We start from the raw sequence: 17,466 nt of genomic DNA on the forward strand, positions 1-17,466 counted from the left end.
ACACGCCGGGGAGCCGCCGGGAGGGGGCACCGGCGCGGACACGACCGATAATCGGTGGCAGCCGTTCCCGACGCTGCCTCAGGATGTCCGGCATGACGACCGAACGCATCGAACCGCCCTTCGCCGCCGACGAGACCGCCATGCTCACCGCCTGGCTGGACTACCACCGCGCCACCCTGCTGCTGAAGACCGAGGGCCTCGACCAGGACCGGCTCCGCGAGCGTTCGGTGGCACCGTCCTCGCTCAGCCTGCTCGGCCTCGTCCGGCACATGGCCGAGGTGGAGCGGTACTGGTTCCTCACGATCCTCCAGGGCCAGGAGTTCGAGGAGGGCATCTTCTGGACCGAGGAGGACGAGGACGGCGACTTCAACCAGGTCGACACCGCCGACGTGGACGCCGACTTCGCGACCTACCGCACCCAGGTCGAGCTGGCCCGGGCGGCCGCCGCCGGGCTGCCGCCGGAGACGGTCGGCAAGCTGCGGCGCCGCGGCGAGGAGGTCACGCTGCGCTGGATCCTCGTCCACATGATCGAGGAGTACGCGCGGCACAACGGACACGCCGATCTGATCCGCGAGCGGATCGACGGTGCCACCGGGGAGTGAGCCGGGGCTGACGCCGTTACAGCTTCGTTGACGGATCGTCAACTTCCCGACGCTGCACCCCCATATGGTCTACACGCGGAACCGTCCGGCGACCTGCGGCGTCGCACCCGGTGTCGGGATCTCCCGGCGATCGGGCGCGCCACGACCCGGACGGCGGTCACGTGCGGGCACCGAACCGGTGATCAGTGCGATACTCGGACAGTTCCAACAAGTGGATGACGTGTCAAAAAGACACGCCCACGGGGGGCGCGTACGGGTCGGGAGAGGGAGGCGCGGCAAATGGGAGCACTTCGCGACGAGCACCACAACGGGTGGCTGATGCCCTCCGGCAACTACCCCGCTGCGGTGTACGACGACGCGTGGGACGCCGAGGACACCCTGCCGTCCGTGCCGGCGCCCGCGGCGAAGATCGTGTCGCTGAAGCCGACCGGCTTCGAGGCGGCCCGCACCGTCGGTGAGCACCTGCGCACCGGCACGCCGGTCGTGATGGACCTCAGCGAGATGGAGGACCCCGAGGCCAAGCGCATGATCGACTTCGCCTCCGGCCTGGTCTTCGGCACCCGCGGCGGCATCGAGCGGATCGCCCGCCGGGTCTTCCTGCTCACCCCGCCGGACGTCGAGGTGACGGTGATCGACCGGCCGATCGACAACAGCGGCTTCTACAACCAGAGCTGATCCACCCCTCCCCGACCGGGGGCGGCACCCGCCGTCCCCGGTTTTCTGTTGCCCGGAACCGGACGCGCCGCGCCACGAATCCGTCGCGTCCGCGATTCCCTGCTCCCGTTTGAGACATTCATGTCTCACATGCTCTACACTCGGCTCATGGCCACCGATCGCGACTCCGTCCTCGAGGCAGCCGTGGGCGTGCTCTCCCGCCGCCCCACCGCCCACCTCGACGAGATCGCGCGCGCCGCCGGGATCAGCCGCGCCACGCTGCACCGGATCTTCCCGGGCCGCGAGGCGCTGATCCGCGAGGTCGGCATGCTCAGCCTGCGGAAGTTCGCGGACGCCTGCGACACCGCGGGGATCGAGGACGGCCCGGCGGACGCCGCCCTGCGCCGGCTGGTCGACGCGGTCGTCCCCGACGCCGCGCTCTGCGCCTTCCTCGCCGGCGAGAACCAGCTCTACGACGACCCCGAGATCAACGACCTGTGGGAGGCCCAGGACGCCCGCGTCCGCGCGCTCTTCCTCCGCGGCCAGCAGCAGGGCGTCTTCCGGATCGAACTCGCGGCCGGGTGGCTCAGCGAAGCCTTCTTCGACCTCGTCGCCGGCGTCGGCTGGGCCGTCCAGGACGGACGGCTCGCCCCCCGCGACGGCGCCTTCTCGCTCACCGAGCTCTTCCTCGGCGGAGCCCTCAGGAGACCGGAACCCTCCTGACACCCTCCCCGCGGCCATCCGCGGGAGGCACCCCCACCCCCGGCCGGAGCCGGGGGTATCCGAAAAGGAACCTTCATGACCGGCACCAGCGTCCAGGACCGCGCGCAGCACCGCTGGGCCGGCCTGGGCGTCCTCGTCCTGGCCGTCACCCTGGTCGCCCTCGACGCGACCGTGCTCTCCCTCGCCATCCCCTCCATCAGCGAGACGCTCCGCCCCAGCGGCACCCAGCTGCTGTGGATCGGCGACGCGTACTCCTTCGTCCTCGCCGGACTGCTCGTCAGCATGGGCGCGCTCAGCGACCGGATCGGCCGCAAGCGGCTGCTGCTGCTCGGTTCCACCGCCTTCGGCACGGCCTCGCTGCTCGCCGCCTACGCGCCGAGCCCCGGCTGGCTGATCACCGCCCGCGCGCTGCTCGGCGTGGCCGGCGCCACCATCATGCCGTCCACCCTGTCGCTGATCCGCGCGCTGTTCCCGGACGCCCGGGAACGCGCCACCGCCATCGGCATCTGGGGCGCGGGCGCCACCGCCGGCGCCGCGCTCGGCCCGCTGGTCGGCGGCGTGCTGCTGGAGCACTTCTGGTGGGGCTCGGTCTTCCTGCTCAACCTGCCGGTGCTGGTCCTGCTGCTGGTGCTCGGCGCCTGGCTGCTGCCGGAGTCCCGCGACCCGCGGCCCGGCCGCTGGGACGTCGCCTCCGTCGCCCTGTCGATGGCCGGTGTGATCGGCGTCGTCTACGCGGTCAAGGAGGCCGCGGCGCACGGCCCGTTCGACCACTGGACGGTGCCCGCCGCGTTCGTCCTCGGGGCCACCGCACTGGTCCTCTTCGTCCGCCGCCAGCTGCGGCTGGAGACGCCGCTGCTGGACGTCCGGCTGTTCGCCGACCGGCGGTTCACCGCGGCCGTGGTCGCCACCCTGACCTCGCTGATCGGGCTCTCCGGCGTGATCTTCTTCATGTCGCAGTACCTGCAGCTGGTCCGCGGGCTGTCCCCGCTGTCGGCCGGCATCGCCGAGCTGCCGGCCTTCGCCGGCGCCGTGGTCGGCGGCCTGCTGACCGCCCGCGCGGCCCGCCGCTTCGGCACCCGTGCCACGCTGACCGCCGGTCTGCTCGCCATGGGCGCGGGCATCGCCGTCCTCGGCCTGATGCACCGCGACAGCACCTACCTGCTGCTCGGCGCGTCCTTCCTGGCCGTCGGCACCGCCGAGGGCGTCGTCTACACCCTCTCCTCCGACCTGGTGCTCGGCGCCGCCCCGGCGGAGAAGTCCGGCGCGGCCTCGGCCGTCTCGGAGACCGCGTACGAGCTGGGCACCGCGCTCGGCATCGCCCTGGTCGGCTCGGTGGTCACCGCCATCTACGCCGGCGCGGTGACCGTCCCGGCCGGGGTGGGCGCGGCCGCGGGCGACCAGGCCCGCGAGTCGATCGGCGGCGCGGTCGAGACCGCCGCCACCCTGCCCGGCCCGCTCGGCGCCCGACTGCTCGACGACGCCCAGCTCGCCTTCGTCCACGGCGTCAACGTGGCGGCCTGGCTCGCCGGCGCCCTGCTGCTGGCCGCCGCGGCCACCGGCTGGTGGCTGCTCCGTACCCGCCACGACCGGACGGCCGGCGAGCCCGGAGCCACCGCCGCACACCCCGAGACACGGGCAGCGCAGAAGGTCGGCTGACCACCCCGCCCCGCCGAGCCCGGTCCACCGCTCGCGGGGCGGCGGCCCGACCGGACACGGACCACCGCAACCTTGGGCACGAGCGGCCGAACCCCCGGTCGTGCGGGCCGGTCGGCCGACCGCTCGTGCGGCGCGGCCCCACCGAGTCCGGCTTGCCACCGGGCCCGGCAGGCCAAGCCCTCTGACCGCCGATCCCGGCAACAGTCCCGACAGCCCGCCGGCTCTCCGACGGGTGCCCGACACGTTCGACTGCCTGTACCGCCGAACCGGCCCCGGCCCCGCCGGTGTCAGGCGAACTTCGAGCTCGGGACCGGGCCGGCCGAGCGGACGCGGTCGCGCGGGCCGGTCAGCCAGCTGCTGCGCACCCGTGCGGCGAAGGCCGCGAGGAGGTCGTCGGGGTCGGCCGGGGTGGTGCCGTCGCCCTCGTCGGGCTCGGGCTCGGCGGCGCAGATCTCCTCCGCCAGTTCCTCGGCGGACCGGTCGTCGCCCGGGGTGCGCTCGGGCTCGCCCGAGTCGCCGATCCGCAGCGACGGTTCCCAGGGGGCGACCACGTGCTGCACCAGCAGGGTGGAGACGTCCGCCGAGACCGCCGGCGGGTCCGTCCAGCAGGTGGCGTGCTCGAACAGCACCTCGCCGTCGGCCCGGTCCCGCAGGGCGGCGGCCACCTCCGGCTCGCACGCGTTGAGGTCGTACGCCACCACCAGGGTGTCCGGGGTACCCGGCCGGTAGGGGGCGGCGGGCAGGCCGAGCAGGCGGGCGGCGGCGAGGCCGAGGGCCCGGCTGCCGCGGTCGGGCAGCAGCGCCACCGAGGCCGGGCGGCGGCCGGTCGCCTCCAGCACCACGGCGAGCCGGTCGAGGCCGCGGCGGCACGAGTCGAAGCCGTCCTGGTAGAAGGCCCAGCGGCCGGTCATGCCGGCGTCGAAGCCGTACGGCGAGAGGGTGGCCAGCAGGCCGCCGGTCAGGGTGTAGTGCCAGCCGCGCAGGTCCCGGCGGTCGGTCGGCGTGGCGTCGGCGGACCGGCGCAGCGTGCGGCGGGCGCGGTCCGCCGCCGGGCGCCAGGTGTCCGAGGGCTCGCCGAGCCCCGCGAGGACCCGGCCCGCGGCGTCGAGCCGACCGTCCATCAGGGCGTTGTGGACGAGCAGGTAGCGGCCGGGCCAGTCGGTCAGCAGGCCGTCGTGTTCGGTCAGCAGCTCGACGGCGGCCGCGTGCCGCTGCTCGTCCTCCAGGGCGACCGCGAGTTCCAGCAGGATCTGCTGCGGGTGGGTGCGCGTCTCGGGTGCGCGGCGGAACAGGCCGCCGCGGCGCGGCGCCAGCGCTCCCCGGAGTGCTTCGCGCAGGGCGGGCACGGCGAGGGCGGACACCCCGCGTTCGATGCAGGCGTACCCGTAGTCGTAGAGGGCGTCCGGCCGGTCCGGGTGCGCGGCGAGGGCGGCCGAGGCCTCGGCGAGGTCCTCGAAGCCGGCGCCTTCGGCGAGTCGGCGGACGAGCGGTGCGCAGTCGGCGGGCGCCAGCGAGTCGGCGGCGCGCCGGAGGGTGCGCATCGCGCCCTGCGGGTCACCCGACTCGAACAGGTCGCTGGCCTCGGTCAGTTCGGTGGTCATGCATCAGCTCCGGAGGAAACGGGCGGGCATCCGCGTCCCGCCGGGGTCACGGGGGAACGCGGACACGACGGCGCGCCGGGCACGGTGCCTCGCGCCCCACGGGGCGGCGGCACGGCGGCGCTCATCGGACGGGGCGGCAGCCGCCCTTCCGGTCGTGGTCGCACATGCGGCCGATCATGTCGGGCGCCGTCCTCCGGGGGCAATCGGTTTTCCGCCGCCTGCCCGGTGCCCGCCCGCTCTCGGCCCGTTCAGGCCGGCGTCGGCCCGGCGTCGGCCCGGTGGGGCATCCTGCCCGCATGGATCTGCGCGCCGAGTTGTTGCCGCCGCCCGTGCCCGCGGAGCGTCTGGCCGAGCTGAGGGCGGCGGTCGACGTGATCGCCGATCTCGTCCTGACCTCCGGCCCGGCGGCCGCGCAGGCGGCGGTCGAGGCCTTCGGCAGGGAGACCGGGCACGGTTTCACCGTCGCCGACTTCGCCGCGTGCGAGGGCGGGCGCGGTGCGCAGGCGCTCGCGCTGGAGGCGGCCCGTCCGGCCCGCCCGGAGGTCCGGGGCACGAGCCGGGCGGAGACCGTCGAGCTGGTCCGGCGGGTGTGGGCCGCCGGACCTGATGCCGACTGGTACCTCCGGGTGCTGCGGGCGGCCCTGCCGCACCCGCGGCTGCTCGACCTGCTGTTCCAGTCCCCCGCCGGGCACGCGGCGGCTGCGGAGGACGTGGTGGACGAGGCACTGGCGTACCGGCCGATCGCGCTCTGAGACCGGCCGGCGGGCCGTCAGGCGGCGATCGGGACGGGGCGGCGGGTGCGTTTCTGGTCGAGGATGTGGGCGGACCAGTCGGCGGTGCGGCCGCAGATGGCCAGGGCGGTGAAGAGGTGGACGGGCACGTCGGCGGAGTCGAGCAGGACGGCGGCCCAGTACTCGGGGCCGGCGGTGCCGGTGGCGGGGGTGTCACCGACCTCGGCGAGGAGTTCGGCGGCGGCCGCCTCCAGGCGGGCCGCGGCCTCGTAGCGCGGGGCGGCCGCCCGCACCACGGCCGCGCGCAGGGCCCTGGCCCGTTGGGCGGCCGGTCCGGCGGCGGGGGCGGCGAAGAGCGGCCGTGCCTCCCCGCTCACCAGGGCGGCCCGGACCACCGCGCGGGCGTCCGCGCCGTGTTCGGCCTCGGCGACCAGCCGGAGCACGGCCGCCGGGACGGTGCGGTGCCGCGGTCCGGCCATCGCGGCGACCGCGGTGGAGAGGCAGGTGGCGACGTCGGCACCGGTGGAGGCGATCAGCCGGGCCGTGGTGGTGGCGGTGTCGACGGGGTGGACGGCGACGGAGCACCAGTACGCGTCGACGGCGCGGACGTGCTGCGGTTCGGCGGTGCCGCGCCAGCGCAGCAGGAAGCGTTCGGCGGCGCTGCTGCCGGCCTCGATCGCCCAGTGGGGCACGGCGGGCAGGTGCAGGCCGCGGACGGACTGGGCGACGAAGGTGTGGGTGGCGATGGTGGCGCGTTCGAGGTCCTCCCGGGCCTGTTCGTCGCCGATGTCGTGCAGCGGGCCGAGTCCCCAGGCGGGGCCGAGGCCGGCGAGTGAGTTCTGGGTGTCCACCCGGACGTCGCCGTGGCGGACGGGCAGGGTGAGCGGCTCGCCCGGGCCGAGTCCGGGCCAGGGTCTGCCGTCGACGAGGATCCCCCAGACCTCGTCGAAGGTGTGACGGCCGATCAGTTCGGTGAGGTCGGGCGCCGGGGCGGTGGGGTCGGGAGCGGTGAGGTCGGACATGGGGCGACTCCTCGGTGCGGACCGGCTGCTTCGGTCCGGGTGGTGCGGTCCTGGTCGTGCAGGGTCGTGCAGGGTCGTTCCTGGCCGTGCGGTGGTGCAGTGGTGCGGCCGTGCGCTGGAGCGGTCGTGCGGTCGTGGCGGCGGGGGCCGGGTGGTGCGGACCCCGCGGACGCGGCCCCGCTGGCGGGTACCGCGTCCGGGGACGGCTGACGGGCACCGCCCGCCGCGGGCCGCGAGGGCCGGCGGGGACGGTGCCCGGGGTGGTGCTCCGGTACGGCTCAGCGGCCGACGCCCGCCGACTGTCCGGCCGGACTGCGCTCGGCCGGTGCGGACGCCGCGGCGGGTGTCGGGACGGCGGCCGGGGCAGGGGCCGCGGCCGCGGCCCGGCGCCGCAGGTAGAGGTTGTTGAGGACGAGGGCGGACGCGGTGAACAGCGCGCCGACCACCTGCATGCCGGCCGGGATCACCCCGGTCAGCGCGGAGATGGTGAAGGCGGTGATCGGGACGACGTCCATGAACAGCACGCCGTTGAGCGGGCCCAGGTTGCGGTTGCCGATGTTCCAGGCGAGCACGCCGCCGAAGCCGGCGATCAGGCTCATGTAGGCGAGTTCGGGCAGGATCGTGACGACCGCGTGGCCGGTCGGCACCGCGACGGCGCCGGTGGCGAGCAGCACCGCGGTGATGACCACGGCGCTGCCGAGGCCGAGCACGGTGGTGACGGTCGTGTACTTGATGGGCGACCAGCTCGGGAAGTAGGTCGCACCGGAGGTGTAGATCACCCAGCAGAGCGCGGCGAAGAGCAGCAGGGCGTCGGCGCCGAAGTTCTGCGGGGTGTTCACCAGCGAAGCCAGGTCGCCCTTGGTGACGACGAGGATCACGCCGACGAAGGACAGCGCGATGAAGGCGAAGGACCACTTGGGCGGCACGACCTTGCGCAGCACCCAGTTCACCAGGAAGCCCATCATCGGCATGGTGGCCATCATGATCGAGGCGATCAGCGCGCCCTGCTCGCCGATCAGGTCCTGGCCGAAGAAGACCAGGAACTGGAAGCCGGCGAATCCGGCGGTGCCGAAGAGCCAGGCGAGGCCGACCCGCTCGCCCTTGAGGCGCAGCCCGGCGGCGCCCTCCCGGGCGCGCAGGACGACCACGAAGATGAGGCCGGCGATCCCGTAGCGCAGGCAGGTGAAGGTGAAGGGGTCGATGTACTTCAGCGTCACGTCCATGAGGGGGAACATGGCCCCCCACGAGAGCGTGGCCGCGAGGCACAGCAGGACCCCTCGGGCGTACTTCTTCTGGTCGTTCACAGTTCTCCTGTCAGGGAGTCGGGGTGAGGTGGGGCGGCACGCAGGACGGCGGTCATGCCGTCGTCAGCTCCATGCGGTCGGCCTCCGAGGCCGCGTTCTCCTGCCCGATCAGGTCGAGGACGGTCGACAGCAGCTGCGCGGTGCGCACCTTGCCGGTCGGGCTGTACGGGATCTCGGGGACGGTCACGACGCGCGCGGGCAGCTGGGGTGCGCGGCGCAGGCACGCGGCGAGGACGGCACGGGAGCCGCTCGCCTCGCGCTCGGGGGAGATGGGGGCGAAGGCCGCGACCAGCGTCGGGCCCTCGTCGGGGAGGTCGACCTTGAGGACGGCGGTCTCCCGGACGCACGGGAGGCCGGTGAGCTCGTCCTCCAGGGCGAAGATGTTGACGTCCAGCGGGTGCCGGCCCTCGGCCTTGGTGACGCCGTCGTTGCGGGCGCTGAGCTCGATCCGGCCGCCCTCGTCCATGACGCCGCTGTCGCCGGTGAGCAGGTACTTCTGGGTGCGGCCGGCGTGCTCGATCATCAGGAACTCGGGCTCGGCGGAGGCGTAGCTGTCCATCAGCTGGTAGCTGGCGATGGCGATCCGGCCGAGCTGCCCCTTCGGCACCGGGCGGTGCTCCGGGTCGAGGACGAGGATGGTGCTGCCGGGCATCGGACGGCCGGAGCGGGCCGGGGCGACGTGCAGCTCCTCGGGGCCGATCATGGTGTTGAGGCCGGTCTCGGTGGTGCCGTAGTACAGGTGCAGGACGGGGCCGAGGCGGTCCCAGGTCTGGTTGATGACCCAGCGGTTGAGGTGGCGGCCGCCGGAGAGCAGGAAGCGCAGCCGGGAGGTCTTGTGCAGGTGCTCGGAGGCCGGGTGCGAGATCAGCCGGTTGAGCACCGGGGGCACCATGAGGGTCGTGGAGACGCCCTCGGCGACGATGAGCTCGGCCATCTTCTCGGCGTCCTCGTACGGGCTGAGCACGACCGAGCCGCCGAGCGAGAGGAAGATCCGGGCCCAGCCGGGGCCGGAGGAGTGGTAGAGCGGGACGGTGACCATGTGGACGTCGTCCTCGTCGAAGGAGTACTGGTCCACCAGGTCGGAGAGCCGGCGGGCCTCGAACGAGGAGTTGCGGATCACCAGCTTCGGGATGCCGCTGGTGCCGGAGGTGAAGGAGAAGGCGGTGAACGGCTGCTCGACGGGTGTGGTCGGGGCCGGCTCGAAGGCGGCGAGCGCCTGGAAGCAGACGGCGCCGGGCGCGGCCGGGCCGGTGTCGTAGTCGTCCGTCTCCGGGCCGGCCAGGTGGATGCTCAGGACGTCGCGCGCGCCCGGCCAGCCGGACCGCTCCAGCAGCGGGCGGCGCAGCGGGGTGCTGATGAGCACGGTCGGCTGCAGCTGCTCCAGGGCGCCGGCGGTGGCCTCGGGGGTGGTCGTGTAGTCGAGGCCTATGCAGGGCACGCCGAGGGTGGCGCAGGCGGCCATCACGACCACCAGCTCCCAGCTGTTGCAGGACATGAAGGCGGCGCGGGCGGGGCGCTCGGCGGGCAGGTGGTGGGCCAGGCCGGTGGCCACCCGGGCGACCTGCTCGGCGAGTTCGGTCCAGGTGAGGCGGAAGTCGCGGTCCACCACGGCCACGTGGTCGGGGCGCCGCGCGGCGTGCTTGCGGATGTCGTCGAGCTTGATCATGCGTTACTCCGATGCTGCGGTGGTGGCGGATGCCGTCTCGGGGGCCGGGGCGGCGGCGGGTTGCGGCTGGTAGAGCGTGTAGATCTCGCTGCCGCTGGCGCGCAGCGCCCGGATCTCGGCGCGGGTCGCGTCGCAGAGCTTCTCGCCGGGCACGGTGATCGGGATGCCGGGCGGGTAGGCGATGATGAAGTGGTCGGCGCTGTCCTCGTGGAGGGCGGCCGAGGTGGTGCGGTAGGTGCGCTGGATGACCCGCAGCGCCTCCAGCAGCCGCAGCAGGGTGCCCTCGTCGACCCCGATGTGGACGTGGAAGAGGACGGCGCCGCCGCTCTCCCGGGCCACGTACAGGGCGTACTCGTCGAAGAGGATGCGGCGGAAGTCGGCGGCGGTGATGCCGAGGGCCCGGATGTCGACCAGGACGCGGGTCGGGTCGTCGGAGACGAGCATCGCCGGGTCGGTGAGGTGGCCCTCGGGGCCGAGGGTGCGGTAGGCGGAGAGCCGGGGGTCGGTGGCTATCTCGGTCCGCAGCGTGCGGGCGAGCATCAGCGACCGGTCCAGCAGCGCCTCGCCCTCGTGCTCGGCCTGCAGCCGGGCGAGGTCGAGGCTGGCCAGCACGGGGAAGCTCGGTGAGGTGGTGTGGTGCTGGAAGAGCGCCTGAGCGGTGCGCTCCTGCGCCTCCCGATCGCCCACGAGGTGCAGGTACGAGCCCTGCCGCAGCGCGGACATCGACTTGTGCGCGGAGTGCGTGACGGCGACCGTCATGGGCAGTGACGGGTTCTCGGCCCGCAGCTGCTCGACGGCGGCGAGCGCGGTGAGCGGCCGCAGGTGCGGGTGGAAGCGGTGGATGGCGCCCCACGCCTCGTCGACCAGGACGTTGACGGTCGGGTGGATCCGGGACATCTCGCCGAGCAGCGTCGGCAGGTCGTAGCGGACGCCGTCGTAGGAGACGGCGGAGAGCACGACGGTGTCGAAGGGGCGGCCCTCGGCGGCGGCCTCGGCGAAGCTGCGCAGCAGCAGCGGCAGGTCGGCGAAGGTGCGCGGGCAGGTGTCGCAGCAGCGCCGCATGGGGGCGTACTCGACGTCCACGGTGAGCGAGCCGAGGGCGAAGTGCACGGACTGGTGGCAGCTGCGGTCCGCGAGCACCCGGCCGCCGGGGCGGGTGAGCGCGGCGAGCGCGACCCGGTTGGCGGTCGAGGTGCCGGCGGAGAGGAAGAGCGTGGTGTCGGCGCCGAAGGTCCGGGCGGCGAGCCGCTGGGCCTCGCGCAGGGGCCCGTGCGGGCGGAAGAACGAGTCGAGCATGGTGCCGCTGTAGGACACGTCGGCGGCCAGCTGCGCCTGCCCGAACAGGGCCTCGTACACGGCCTTGGTCCGGGAGTTGAGGATGGACCGGCCGTGCGAGAGCGGCAGGGCGTGGAAGGACGCGATGTCACGTCTGGCCACGCGCAGGACGGCATCGGCGAGCGGGGTGGCGCTCGGCTCCGGGGGGCCGAGCTCCGACGCGGCCTGCGGGACGGCTTCCGGCCCGAGGGCGGTGCTGCTGGCTGGGGTCATGGGTGTGCACTCCAGAGGGGTATCGGAGCACCCGGGAGAGGGCGTGGGCTGAGTGCCTCGCCCTCCATGAAATAAAACCTTCGCGCCGGTATCAAATCTCATCGGGAATTGTGATGACTCGGCGGACTTCCCGCAAGGCGCGCCGGACCGGCGCGCGGTGTACGCATGGGGCGCCAGTGCCCGCCAGAGGCAGCCGCGGCGGATCCGCGCGCACCCACCGCCGATTCACGCACGTCGCAGCACGGGAACGCGCGCAACCCGGACCGGATCGCCGCCATCGACGCCGCCCGACCGGCCTCGTTCCGGCACGGAGGAGTTGACGGACCGCCAATGGTTCGCACTGGAAGTACGATGATCTGCCGAAACGGCGAGGTGGGTGGAGTTCCGCTTCACCAGGACCGACCGTTCAGTCTGATTCGGACGGGAGCGCCGACCGGAGCCGAGTCGTCAGACGCCTGCCGCGGCGAGCACGGCCTCCATCCGGGCCCGTGGCAGCACGGGGTTGGCCGCCGCCGCGTCCGCGACCTCGGGGTCCCGGTCCGCCAGCAGGCGCTCCAGCAGCTCCGCGTCCGTGCGGGGATGCCGGGCCACGGCGGCGCGGAGGGACGGCTCCTCGCCGGCGAGCCGCCGCAGCTGCCCGACGGGCAGGTCGGGGACCTTCAGGGCGAGGAGGCGCACCCGCGGGTCCGACGCGTCCGTGAAGCCCCGCAGCTCCTGGAGCGGGAGGTTGGGGTGGTCCGCCAGGTACGGCGGGGTGCCGGAGACCTCGCCGTGGGCGCGGAGCAGCCGCAGGACGACCCGCGGCGGCGCTTCGGGCCGGTGGGCGGCCGCGATGCGCACCGACAGGTCCGGGTCGGCGTCCAGCCGCCGCCAGGCCTCGTCCGGCAGGTCCCGGCCGGCCGCGAGGACCCGCCGGAACACCGCGTGCGGGCAGTCGAGGTAGGTCAGCCGCTCCGCCAGCGGCGCGTCGCGCAGCCAGCCGGGCTCGTACGAGGACCCGTCGAGGGCGACCCGGGCCTCGATGCTGCCGGCCGCCTTCTCGGCCTCGACCCGGGCGAGCAGCCGGTCCCGGAGTTCGGGGGTGACGGGCCGGCCGTACGCGACCGCGACGCACACGGCCGGGTCGGGGTCGTCCTGCAGTCGGGCCGCCATGCCGGCGGTCAGGTGGGGGTTGCCGGCCACCGCCCGCAACACGGTGCGGTCCCCGGTCGCCAGCAGTTCGGCGAACCGGTCGGGTGTCAGGGGGAGACGACCCGCGACCAGGGCCCGGACGGCCGGGTCGGCGAGGCAGCGTTCGTGGTACTCCGCGGGGACGCCCGGCTGCTGGGCCCCGGCAGCGGCGGCCCGCACCCCGGGGTCCGGGTCGGTGAGCAGCGCCAGGTGCACGGGCACCGGCCGGTCCGACCAGGCCCGCGCGACGGCTGCCCGCAGCTTCGGGTCCGGGGCGGCCGCCAGGCGCTCCGGCGGCCGGCCGTACACCTCGACGAGGTCGTCGATGTCCATCGGCAGCCCGAGCTCCACCCACTCCCGGAGGAGGTCCGCACGGGCGGTGCGGATCGCCGGGTCGGGGTGCTCTGCGATCCGGCGGCGCATCGCCGCGGAGACCCGCGGCCCGTGCAGGGACACCGCCGCCCTGCTGCCGCCGTGCGTCAGCAGCGCCTCGGCCACCGCGTCCGGCAGCCGCCCCGGACGCGTCGCCAGACCGTGCCGGCCCGCCGGGTGCGCGGCCAGCCGCACGAGGACCTGCACCGGAGCGGCCGGATTCCGCGACAGCCCCGACAGGTGCGGCTGCTCGAGATGAACCATGCGTCCACGCTAGGCCCTCGGCCGGTGGGCTTTGAGGCCACCTCGGGCGTGCTGGCGGCCGCTGACCGTGCCGGACAGGCCGGGGCGGCGTCAGGGCAGGAGGACGGCCTTGCCACGGTTGCGGTGGGCCTCCAGGTCGGCGTGGGCCTGTGCGGCCTGCGCCAGCGGGTAGGTGCGCCAGATCGGGACGGTGAGCCTGCCCTCGGCGGCCAGGTGCACCAGCTCCGGCACGGACTCCTCGCCCTGGCCCGAGGTGCCGGCGCTGAAGCGGACGCCGTACCGGGCGGCGGCCCTGTCGGCGATGGTGAGGACGTGGTCGGCGTCGCCGACCAGGGCGACGGAGTCGGCGAGCACCCCGGCGCCGGAGGCGTCGAGGACGGCGTCGACCCCCTGCGGGGCCGCGGCCCGGACCCGCTCCACCCAGCCGTCGCCGTAGCGGACGGCGGTGGCGCCCAGGGCGGTGACGCGTTCGAGGTCGTGCTCGCCGGCCGTGCCCACGACGGTGACGCCGCGGGCGACCGCCAGCTGCACGGCGAGCACCCCGACGCTGCCGCCGGCGCCGTGGACGAGCAGGGTCTGCCCCTGCTCGACGCCGAGCTGGTCCAGCACCCGGTGCGCCGTCCGGCCGACCGTGACCAGCGAGGCGGCGGCCTCCCAGGACAGCGCGGGGGGCTTGGCCACGGGCCGGTCCAGCAGGGCGTACTCGGCGTAGCTGCCGCCCGTGGTGGACCCGAGGACCTCGTCCCCCACCGCCGCACCCGCCCGCTCGCCGACGGCGTCGACGACCCCGGCCGCGTCCAGGCCGGGCACCACGGGGAAGCTCGCGGGGGCGACGGCGGCCATCAGGCCGGACCGGATCTTCAGGTCGAGCGGGTTCACGGAGGCGGCGCGCACCCGGATCCGGACCTGGCCCGGTCCGGGCTCCGGCGGGGTGACCTCCGACAGCTGCAGCACCTCGGGCGCGCCGTACTCGGAGAAGGTGATCGCTTCGGACATCGGAACTCCCGGGGGGAAGCAGGGTGGACAGGGCCGCAGGTGCCCCGACCCACTCTGCTGCGGCCCGGGCGGAACCGCCGCCCGGAGCACCGGCCCGGGCACCGGCCGGCGTCCCGGCCCGAACGGGGTGGGCGAAGAACCGGGCGCGACCCGGTGGTGTCCGGGGCGGGAAGGCCGGTCCGCATGGTCTCGGTGGTGCAGAACTGGCGATCGACTGTGCGGATGCCTACGGGCTGGCCCGGTTCTGGAGCGCGGTGACCGGCCGGCCGCTGCATCCGGACGACCGACCGGGTGATCCGGAGGTCCAGGTGGAACTGGCCGCCGGCACCTTCCTGTACTTCAACCAGGTGCCCGAGCCGAAGACGGTCAGGAACCGGGTCCACCTGTGTCTGCGTCCGGAGACCTCGCGCGACCGGGAGGTGGAACGGCTGCCGGGCCTCGGCGCCGCCCTCGTCGCCGACCGCCGGAACCCCGACGGCTCGGGCCGGGCGGTCCCGGCCGATCCCGAGGGCAACGAGTTCTGCGTCCTGCGCAGCGACTCCGACCGGGCCGCGCCGACGCCCTGACGGTGCCGTGACCGTCCTTCGCGGCTGTCAGAGCAGCACGGTGCAGCCGCGGTCGCGGAGGCCCGGCAGCCAGTCCGGCAGGACCTCGGGCTTCGTCCAGCGCAGGTCGAGCTTCTCCAGGGCGGGCAGGCCGGCGAGCGCGGCGGGCAGCTCGGTGATCCGGGTCGCCCGCAGGTCGAGGTGCCGCAGCCGGGTCAGCCCGGCCAGCGACTCCGGCAGCCGCCGCAGCGGGTTGTTCCGCAGGTCGAGGACGCGGAGTTCGGCCAGCCGGCCGATCCCGTCCGGCAGTTCGGTGAGGCGGTTGTCGGCGAGGTGCAGCTCGCACAGCGCCCGCAGCCGGCCGATGCCCTCCGGCAGCGCCGTCAACCGGTTCCGGTAGAGGCGCAGTTCGCGCAGGTTCGCGATACCGCCGAGGGCGTCGGGCAGTTCGGTGAGCCGGTTGTCGGTGAGGTTGAGGTAGCCGAGCCGGTGCAGGCGGCCGAGGCTCTCGGGGACGGCGGTGAACCCGTTGTCGCTGAGGTAGAGGCAGTCGGTGAGCCCGGTCAGTTCGCCGATGGCCGCGGGGATGTGGTCGAGGCGGTTGTGCCCGAGGTCGAGCATCCGCAGTCCGGTGAAGGCCCCGATGCGGTCGGGCACGCCGGTGAGCTCGTTCTCGGCCAGGTTGAGCGAGTGCAGGCCGGTCAGCCGCCAGAGGGTGTCGGGGACGTCGGCGATGCCGTTGCCGCCGAGGCTCAGGTGGCGCAGGGCCGGTGCGTCGCCGAGTTCGGGCGGTACGGCGCCGATCCGGTTGCCGTACAGCAGCAGGGTGTGCAGCGCGGGCAGGGCCGCGACCGCCGCCGGCAGGTCGGTGAGCCGGTTGCCGTCCAGGTCGATCAGCCGCAGTCCCTCCTACGAGGCGAGGTCGGCGGGCCAGCGGGTGAGGCCGGCGTGCGGTGCGCGCAGGGCGGTCGGGGTGCCGTTCCGGTCACGGCGGAGGGCATCGGCCGGGAGGGTCACGTGAACTGCCTTTCGGATGCGTGCGGTTGGTCCGACACCGTGCTCAACTGCGGTTCAGCGAACGGGTGACGCCGGCCAGGGTGGCGGTGGTGAGCAGCCAGCCCGCGGCGATCAGGGCGTAGCCGAGCCACTGGTGGAGGCCCGTCCAGTACCAGGCGGTGCGCTGCCCGAAGCCGCCGATCGGTACCAGCAGGTCGATCGTGTAGATCAGCGCGTTGAACGGCGCCCCCTGCCCGGCCTGGACGGGGGTGGGCGAGCCGTGCCGGAACGCCGCGGTGCCGGCGGCTATCAGCGCGGCCAGCCAGACCGCGGCCTGCCACGGGCGGTAGCCGTAACCGACCGTCGCGTCGAGCAGCCGGCCCCAGGTGCGGCCGAGCGGTCCCAGGGTGCGCCGGCGGCGGCGCTGCTTGGCCAGCAGCACCCGGCGGGCGTCGTCGTCGTGGCCGATCCGCCGGTACCAGGCGGCGAGTTGCTCGTACGGCTGCGGGGTGTAGCCGGGGGTGTGCTCCAGCCAGGCGAGGCGGTCGGCGAGGCCGGTGGCGCCCTGCAGCGAGGTGTAGCCGAGGCCGTCGAGCCGGGCGTCGGCGCTGCGGGCGTGCGCGTTGTCGTGCAGGACGGCGACCTGGGCGGCGCTCAGGTCGACGGTGCCCTCGGGGGCTGCGGCCGGGGTGAGGTGCAGGTCGCCGGCGGTGAGGCGGGTGGCGTCCAGGGCGGTGGTGCCGTCGCCGTGCAGGCGGGCGCCGTCCAGCGAGAGCCGGCTTCGGACGGTCGCTCCGGGCAGCTTCAGCACGCCGCGGGCGGTGAACCCCTCGGTGAGGATCATGGTGGAGGCGGTGAGGTCGTCCCCGGAGAAGGCCTCGCCGCCGGGGTTGTCGATCTCGGCGCCCTCCATGAACAGCCCGCCGCCGAAGTTCGCACCGACCAGGCGCAGTCCGCCTCGGGAGCGGAAGCCCTTCCGGGCGAAGCAGCCGCCCTCCATCACCAGTCCCCCGGCCCACAGCGACCAGGCCGGGGCGGCGGACGGCGCCCCGGGCTCCCCCGACTCCGCGGGCTCCAGCAGTTCCGAGGCGGTCAACCGGACTCCGCTCAGCCGGAGTTCACCGGTGACGTGGGCGCGGGTCAGGGTGAGCCGGCCCTCGATCACCGAGTCCTCGAAGAACAGGTTGCCGTCCACCCGCAGCAGCCAGCCGTCCAGGCCCGGCAGCCGGCAGTCGAGGAAGGAGGCCGAACGCATGGTGGCCCCGCGCAGCAGGACCTGCTGCTCGAAGGTGCACCCCCGCAGCTGCACCGGCAGCTCGACGGCGGCCCCGGTGAGATCCAGCTGCCCGGCGACGGTGGCACCGACGAGCCGCAGCCCGCCGACCCGCCCGCGGACGGCGGCCGGTCCCCCGCCCAGCAGCAGCGCGGCCACCACCTCGGCCCGGACGACCGTGTCCGCCGCACCCCGCAGGTCCAGTTCCTCCCCGCGCGGGAACGCCTCCCACAGCCGCCGCTCCGCCTCACCCAGCTCCTCGTACGCCGGCACCCGCCACTCCCCCGTCCGGTTGACACCGGGTCAGGAGCGTAGTGGACGGGGCGGGGACGGCGGCGGGCCT

Annotated in this window: 14 protein-coding genes and 2 pseudogenes; 6 read left to right on the forward strand and 10 right to left on the reverse strand. The window is 74.7% G+C overall.

Annotated features, from left to right (window positions below):
* The first annotated feature begins 92 nt into the window (after positions 1 to 92).
* The 4 genes from IE98_RS0127000 to IE98_RS0127015 all read left to right on the forward strand — a co-directional run bounded on the left by IE98_RS0127000 (position 93) and on the right by IE98_RS0127015 (position 3,635).
* Entirely contained in the window at positions 93 to 602 is a 510-nt protein-coding gene (locus IE98_RS0127000; protein ID WP_030273287.1) for a DinB family protein, read from the forward strand.
* A gap of 279 nt (positions 603 to 881) precedes the next feature.
* Entirely contained in the window at positions 882 to 1,277 is a 396-nt protein-coding gene (locus IE98_RS0127005; protein ID WP_052391018.1) for a cell division protein SepF, read from the forward strand.
* A 147-nt stretch (positions 1,278 to 1,424) separates the two neighbouring features.
* The gene (locus IE98_RS0127010) at positions 1,425 to 1,979 is read left to right on the forward strand and encodes a TetR/AcrR family transcriptional regulator (RefSeq protein WP_043175231.1); all 555 of its coding nucleotides are present in this window, start codon (positions 1,425 to 1,427) and stop codon (positions 1,977 to 1,979) included.
* 75 nt (positions 1,980 to 2,054) lie between these two features.
* Entirely contained in the window at positions 2,055 to 3,635 is a 1,581-nt protein-coding gene (locus tag IE98_RS0127015) for an MFS transporter (RefSeq protein ID WP_078661337.1), read from the forward strand.
* 287 nt (positions 3,636 to 3,922) lie between these two features.
* Here the strand turns inward: IE98_RS0127015 and IE98_RS0127020 are convergent, their stop codons facing one another.
* Positions 3,923 to 5,236 carry a hypothetical protein gene (locus tag IE98_RS0127020; RefSeq protein ID WP_030273293.1) on the reverse strand — a complete coding sequence of 438 codons (1,314 nt, stop codon included), beginning with the start codon at positions 5,234 to 5,236 and terminating at the stop codon, positions 3,923 to 3,925.
* Between the two features lie 296 nt (positions 5,237 to 5,532).
* Here IE98_RS0127020 and IE98_RS0127025 point away from each other — a divergent pair, with 296 nt between their 5' ends.
* Entirely contained in the window at positions 5,533 to 5,988 is a 456-nt protein-coding gene (locus tag IE98_RS0127025; protein ID WP_030273295.1) for a hypothetical protein, read from the forward strand.
* A gap of 17 nt (positions 5,989 to 6,005) precedes the next feature.
* Here the strand turns inward: IE98_RS0127025 and IE98_RS0127030 are convergent, their stop codons facing one another.
* The 6 genes from IE98_RS0127030 to IE98_RS0127055 all read right to left on the reverse strand — a co-directional run bounded on the left by IE98_RS0127030 (position 6,006) and on the right by IE98_RS0127055 (position 14,309).
* Positions 6,006 to 6,989, reverse strand: coding sequence for a citrate/2-methylcitrate synthase (locus IE98_RS0127030; protein ID WP_052391019.1), 984 nt, complete (start codon positions 6,987 to 6,989; stop codon positions 6,006 to 6,008).
* 278 nt (positions 6,990 to 7,267) lie between these two features.
* Positions 7,268 to 8,293, reverse strand: a complete 1,026-nt coding sequence (locus IE98_RS0127035; protein WP_052391020.1) for a DMT family transporter — start codon at positions 8,291 to 8,293, stop codon at positions 7,268 to 7,270.
* 52 nt (positions 8,294 to 8,345) lie between these two features.
* On the reverse strand, positions 8,346 to 9,959 hold the full coding sequence (locus IE98_RS0127040) for a class I adenylate-forming enzyme family protein (protein WP_030273300.1): 1,614 nt from the start codon (positions 9,957 to 9,959) through the stop codon (positions 8,346 to 8,348).
* Positions 9,960 to 9,962: 3 nt separating this feature from the next.
* Complete coding sequence (locus IE98_RS0127045) at positions 9,963 to 11,507, reverse strand: arginine decarboxylase (RefSeq protein ID WP_078661338.1); 1,545 nt, start codon at positions 11,505 to 11,507, stop codon at positions 9,963 to 9,965.
* Between the two features lie 447 nt (positions 11,508 to 11,954).
* On the reverse strand, positions 11,955 to 13,313 hold the full coding sequence (locus IE98_RS45110) for a hypothetical protein (RefSeq protein WP_159401081.1): 1,359 nt from the start codon (positions 13,311 to 13,313) through the stop codon (positions 11,955 to 11,957).
* Between the two features lie 90 nt (positions 13,314 to 13,403).
* Positions 13,404 to 14,309 carry an NADP-dependent oxidoreductase gene (locus tag IE98_RS0127055; RefSeq protein WP_030273304.1) on the reverse strand — a complete coding sequence of 302 codons (906 nt, stop codon included), beginning with the start codon at positions 14,307 to 14,309 and terminating at the stop codon, positions 13,404 to 13,406.
* 183 nt (positions 14,310 to 14,492) lie between these two features.
* Between IE98_RS0127055 and IE98_RS43170 the strand changes: the two are divergent.
* A pseudogene (locus IE98_RS43170) lies at positions 14,493 to 14,875 on the forward strand (VOC family protein).
* Between the two features lie 27 nt (positions 14,876 to 14,902).
* On the opposite strand, the gene IE98_RS0127065 reads toward IE98_RS43170, so the two are convergent.
* The 3 genes and pseudogenes from IE98_RS0127065 to IE98_RS0127075 form a co-directional block, all read right to left on the reverse strand.
* Entirely contained in the window at positions 14,903 to 15,658 is a 756-nt protein-coding gene (locus IE98_RS0127065) for a leucine-rich repeat domain-containing protein (protein ID WP_420706223.1), read from the reverse strand.
* Positions 15,647 to 15,757 (reverse strand): annotated as a pseudogene (locus IE98_RS52645) (hypothetical protein); the annotation flags it as partial. The pseudogene IE98_RS52645 and the gene IE98_RS0127065, both read right to left, overlap by 12 nt.
* A gap of 157 nt (positions 15,758 to 15,914) precedes the next feature.
* On the reverse strand, positions 15,915 to 17,396 hold the full coding sequence (locus IE98_RS0127075) for a pentapeptide repeat-containing protein (protein WP_030273310.1): 1,482 nt from the start codon (positions 17,394 to 17,396) through the stop codon (positions 15,915 to 15,917).
* Positions 17,397 to 17,466 lie beyond the last annotated feature (70 nt).

It is taken from the genome of Streptomyces sp. NRRL B-24484 (assembly GCF_000717715.1).
Lineage (GTDB): Bacteria > Actinomycetota > Actinomycetes > Streptomycetales > Streptomycetaceae > Kitasatospora.

What these genes read in the sequence shown, in the direction of transcription:
- IE98_RS0127025 (WP_030273295.1), top strand. Translation starts at nt 5,533, where the DNA reads ATGGATCTGCGCGCCGAGTTGTTGCCGCCGCCCGTGCCCGCGGAGCGT.
- IE98_RS0127000 (WP_030273287.1), top strand. Translation starts at nt 93, where the DNA reads ATGACGACCGAACGCATCGAACCGCCCTTCGCCGCCGACGAGACCGCC.
- IE98_RS0127020 (WP_030273293.1), bottom strand. Translation starts at nt 5,236, where the DNA reads ATGACCACCGAACTGACCGAGGCCAGCGACCTGTTCGAGTCGGGTGAC.
- IE98_RS45110 (WP_159401081.1), bottom strand. Translation starts at nt 13,313, where the DNA reads ATGGTTCATCTCGAGCAGCCGCACCTGTCGGGGCTGTCGCGGAATCCG.
- IE98_RS0127005 (WP_052391018.1), top strand. Translation starts at nt 882, where the DNA reads ATGGGAGCACTTCGCGACGAGCACCACAACGGGTGGCTGATGCCCTCC.
- IE98_RS0127010 (WP_043175231.1), top strand. Translation starts at nt 1,425, where the DNA reads ATGGCCACCGATCGCGACTCCGTCCTCGAGGCAGCCGTGGGCGTGCTC.
- IE98_RS0127030 (WP_052391019.1), bottom strand. Translation starts at nt 6,989, where the DNA reads ATGTCCGACCTCACCGCTCCCGACCCCACCGCCCCGGCGCCCGACCTC.
- IE98_RS0127040 (WP_030273300.1), bottom strand. Translation starts at nt 9,959, where the DNA reads ATGATCAAGCTCGACGACATCCGCAAGCACGCCGCGCGGCGCCCCGAC.
- IE98_RS0127045 (WP_078661338.1), bottom strand. Translation starts at nt 11,507, where the DNA reads ATGACCCCAGCCAGCAGCACCGCCCTCGGGCCGGAAGCCGTCCCGCAG.
- IE98_RS0127055 (WP_030273304.1), bottom strand. Translation starts at nt 14,309, where the DNA reads ATGTCCGAAGCGATCACCTTCTCCGAGTACGGCGCGCCCGAGGTGCTG.
- IE98_RS0127015 (WP_078661337.1), top strand. Translation starts at nt 2,055, where the DNA reads ATGACCGGCACCAGCGTCCAGGACCGCGCGCAGCACCGCTGGGCCGGC.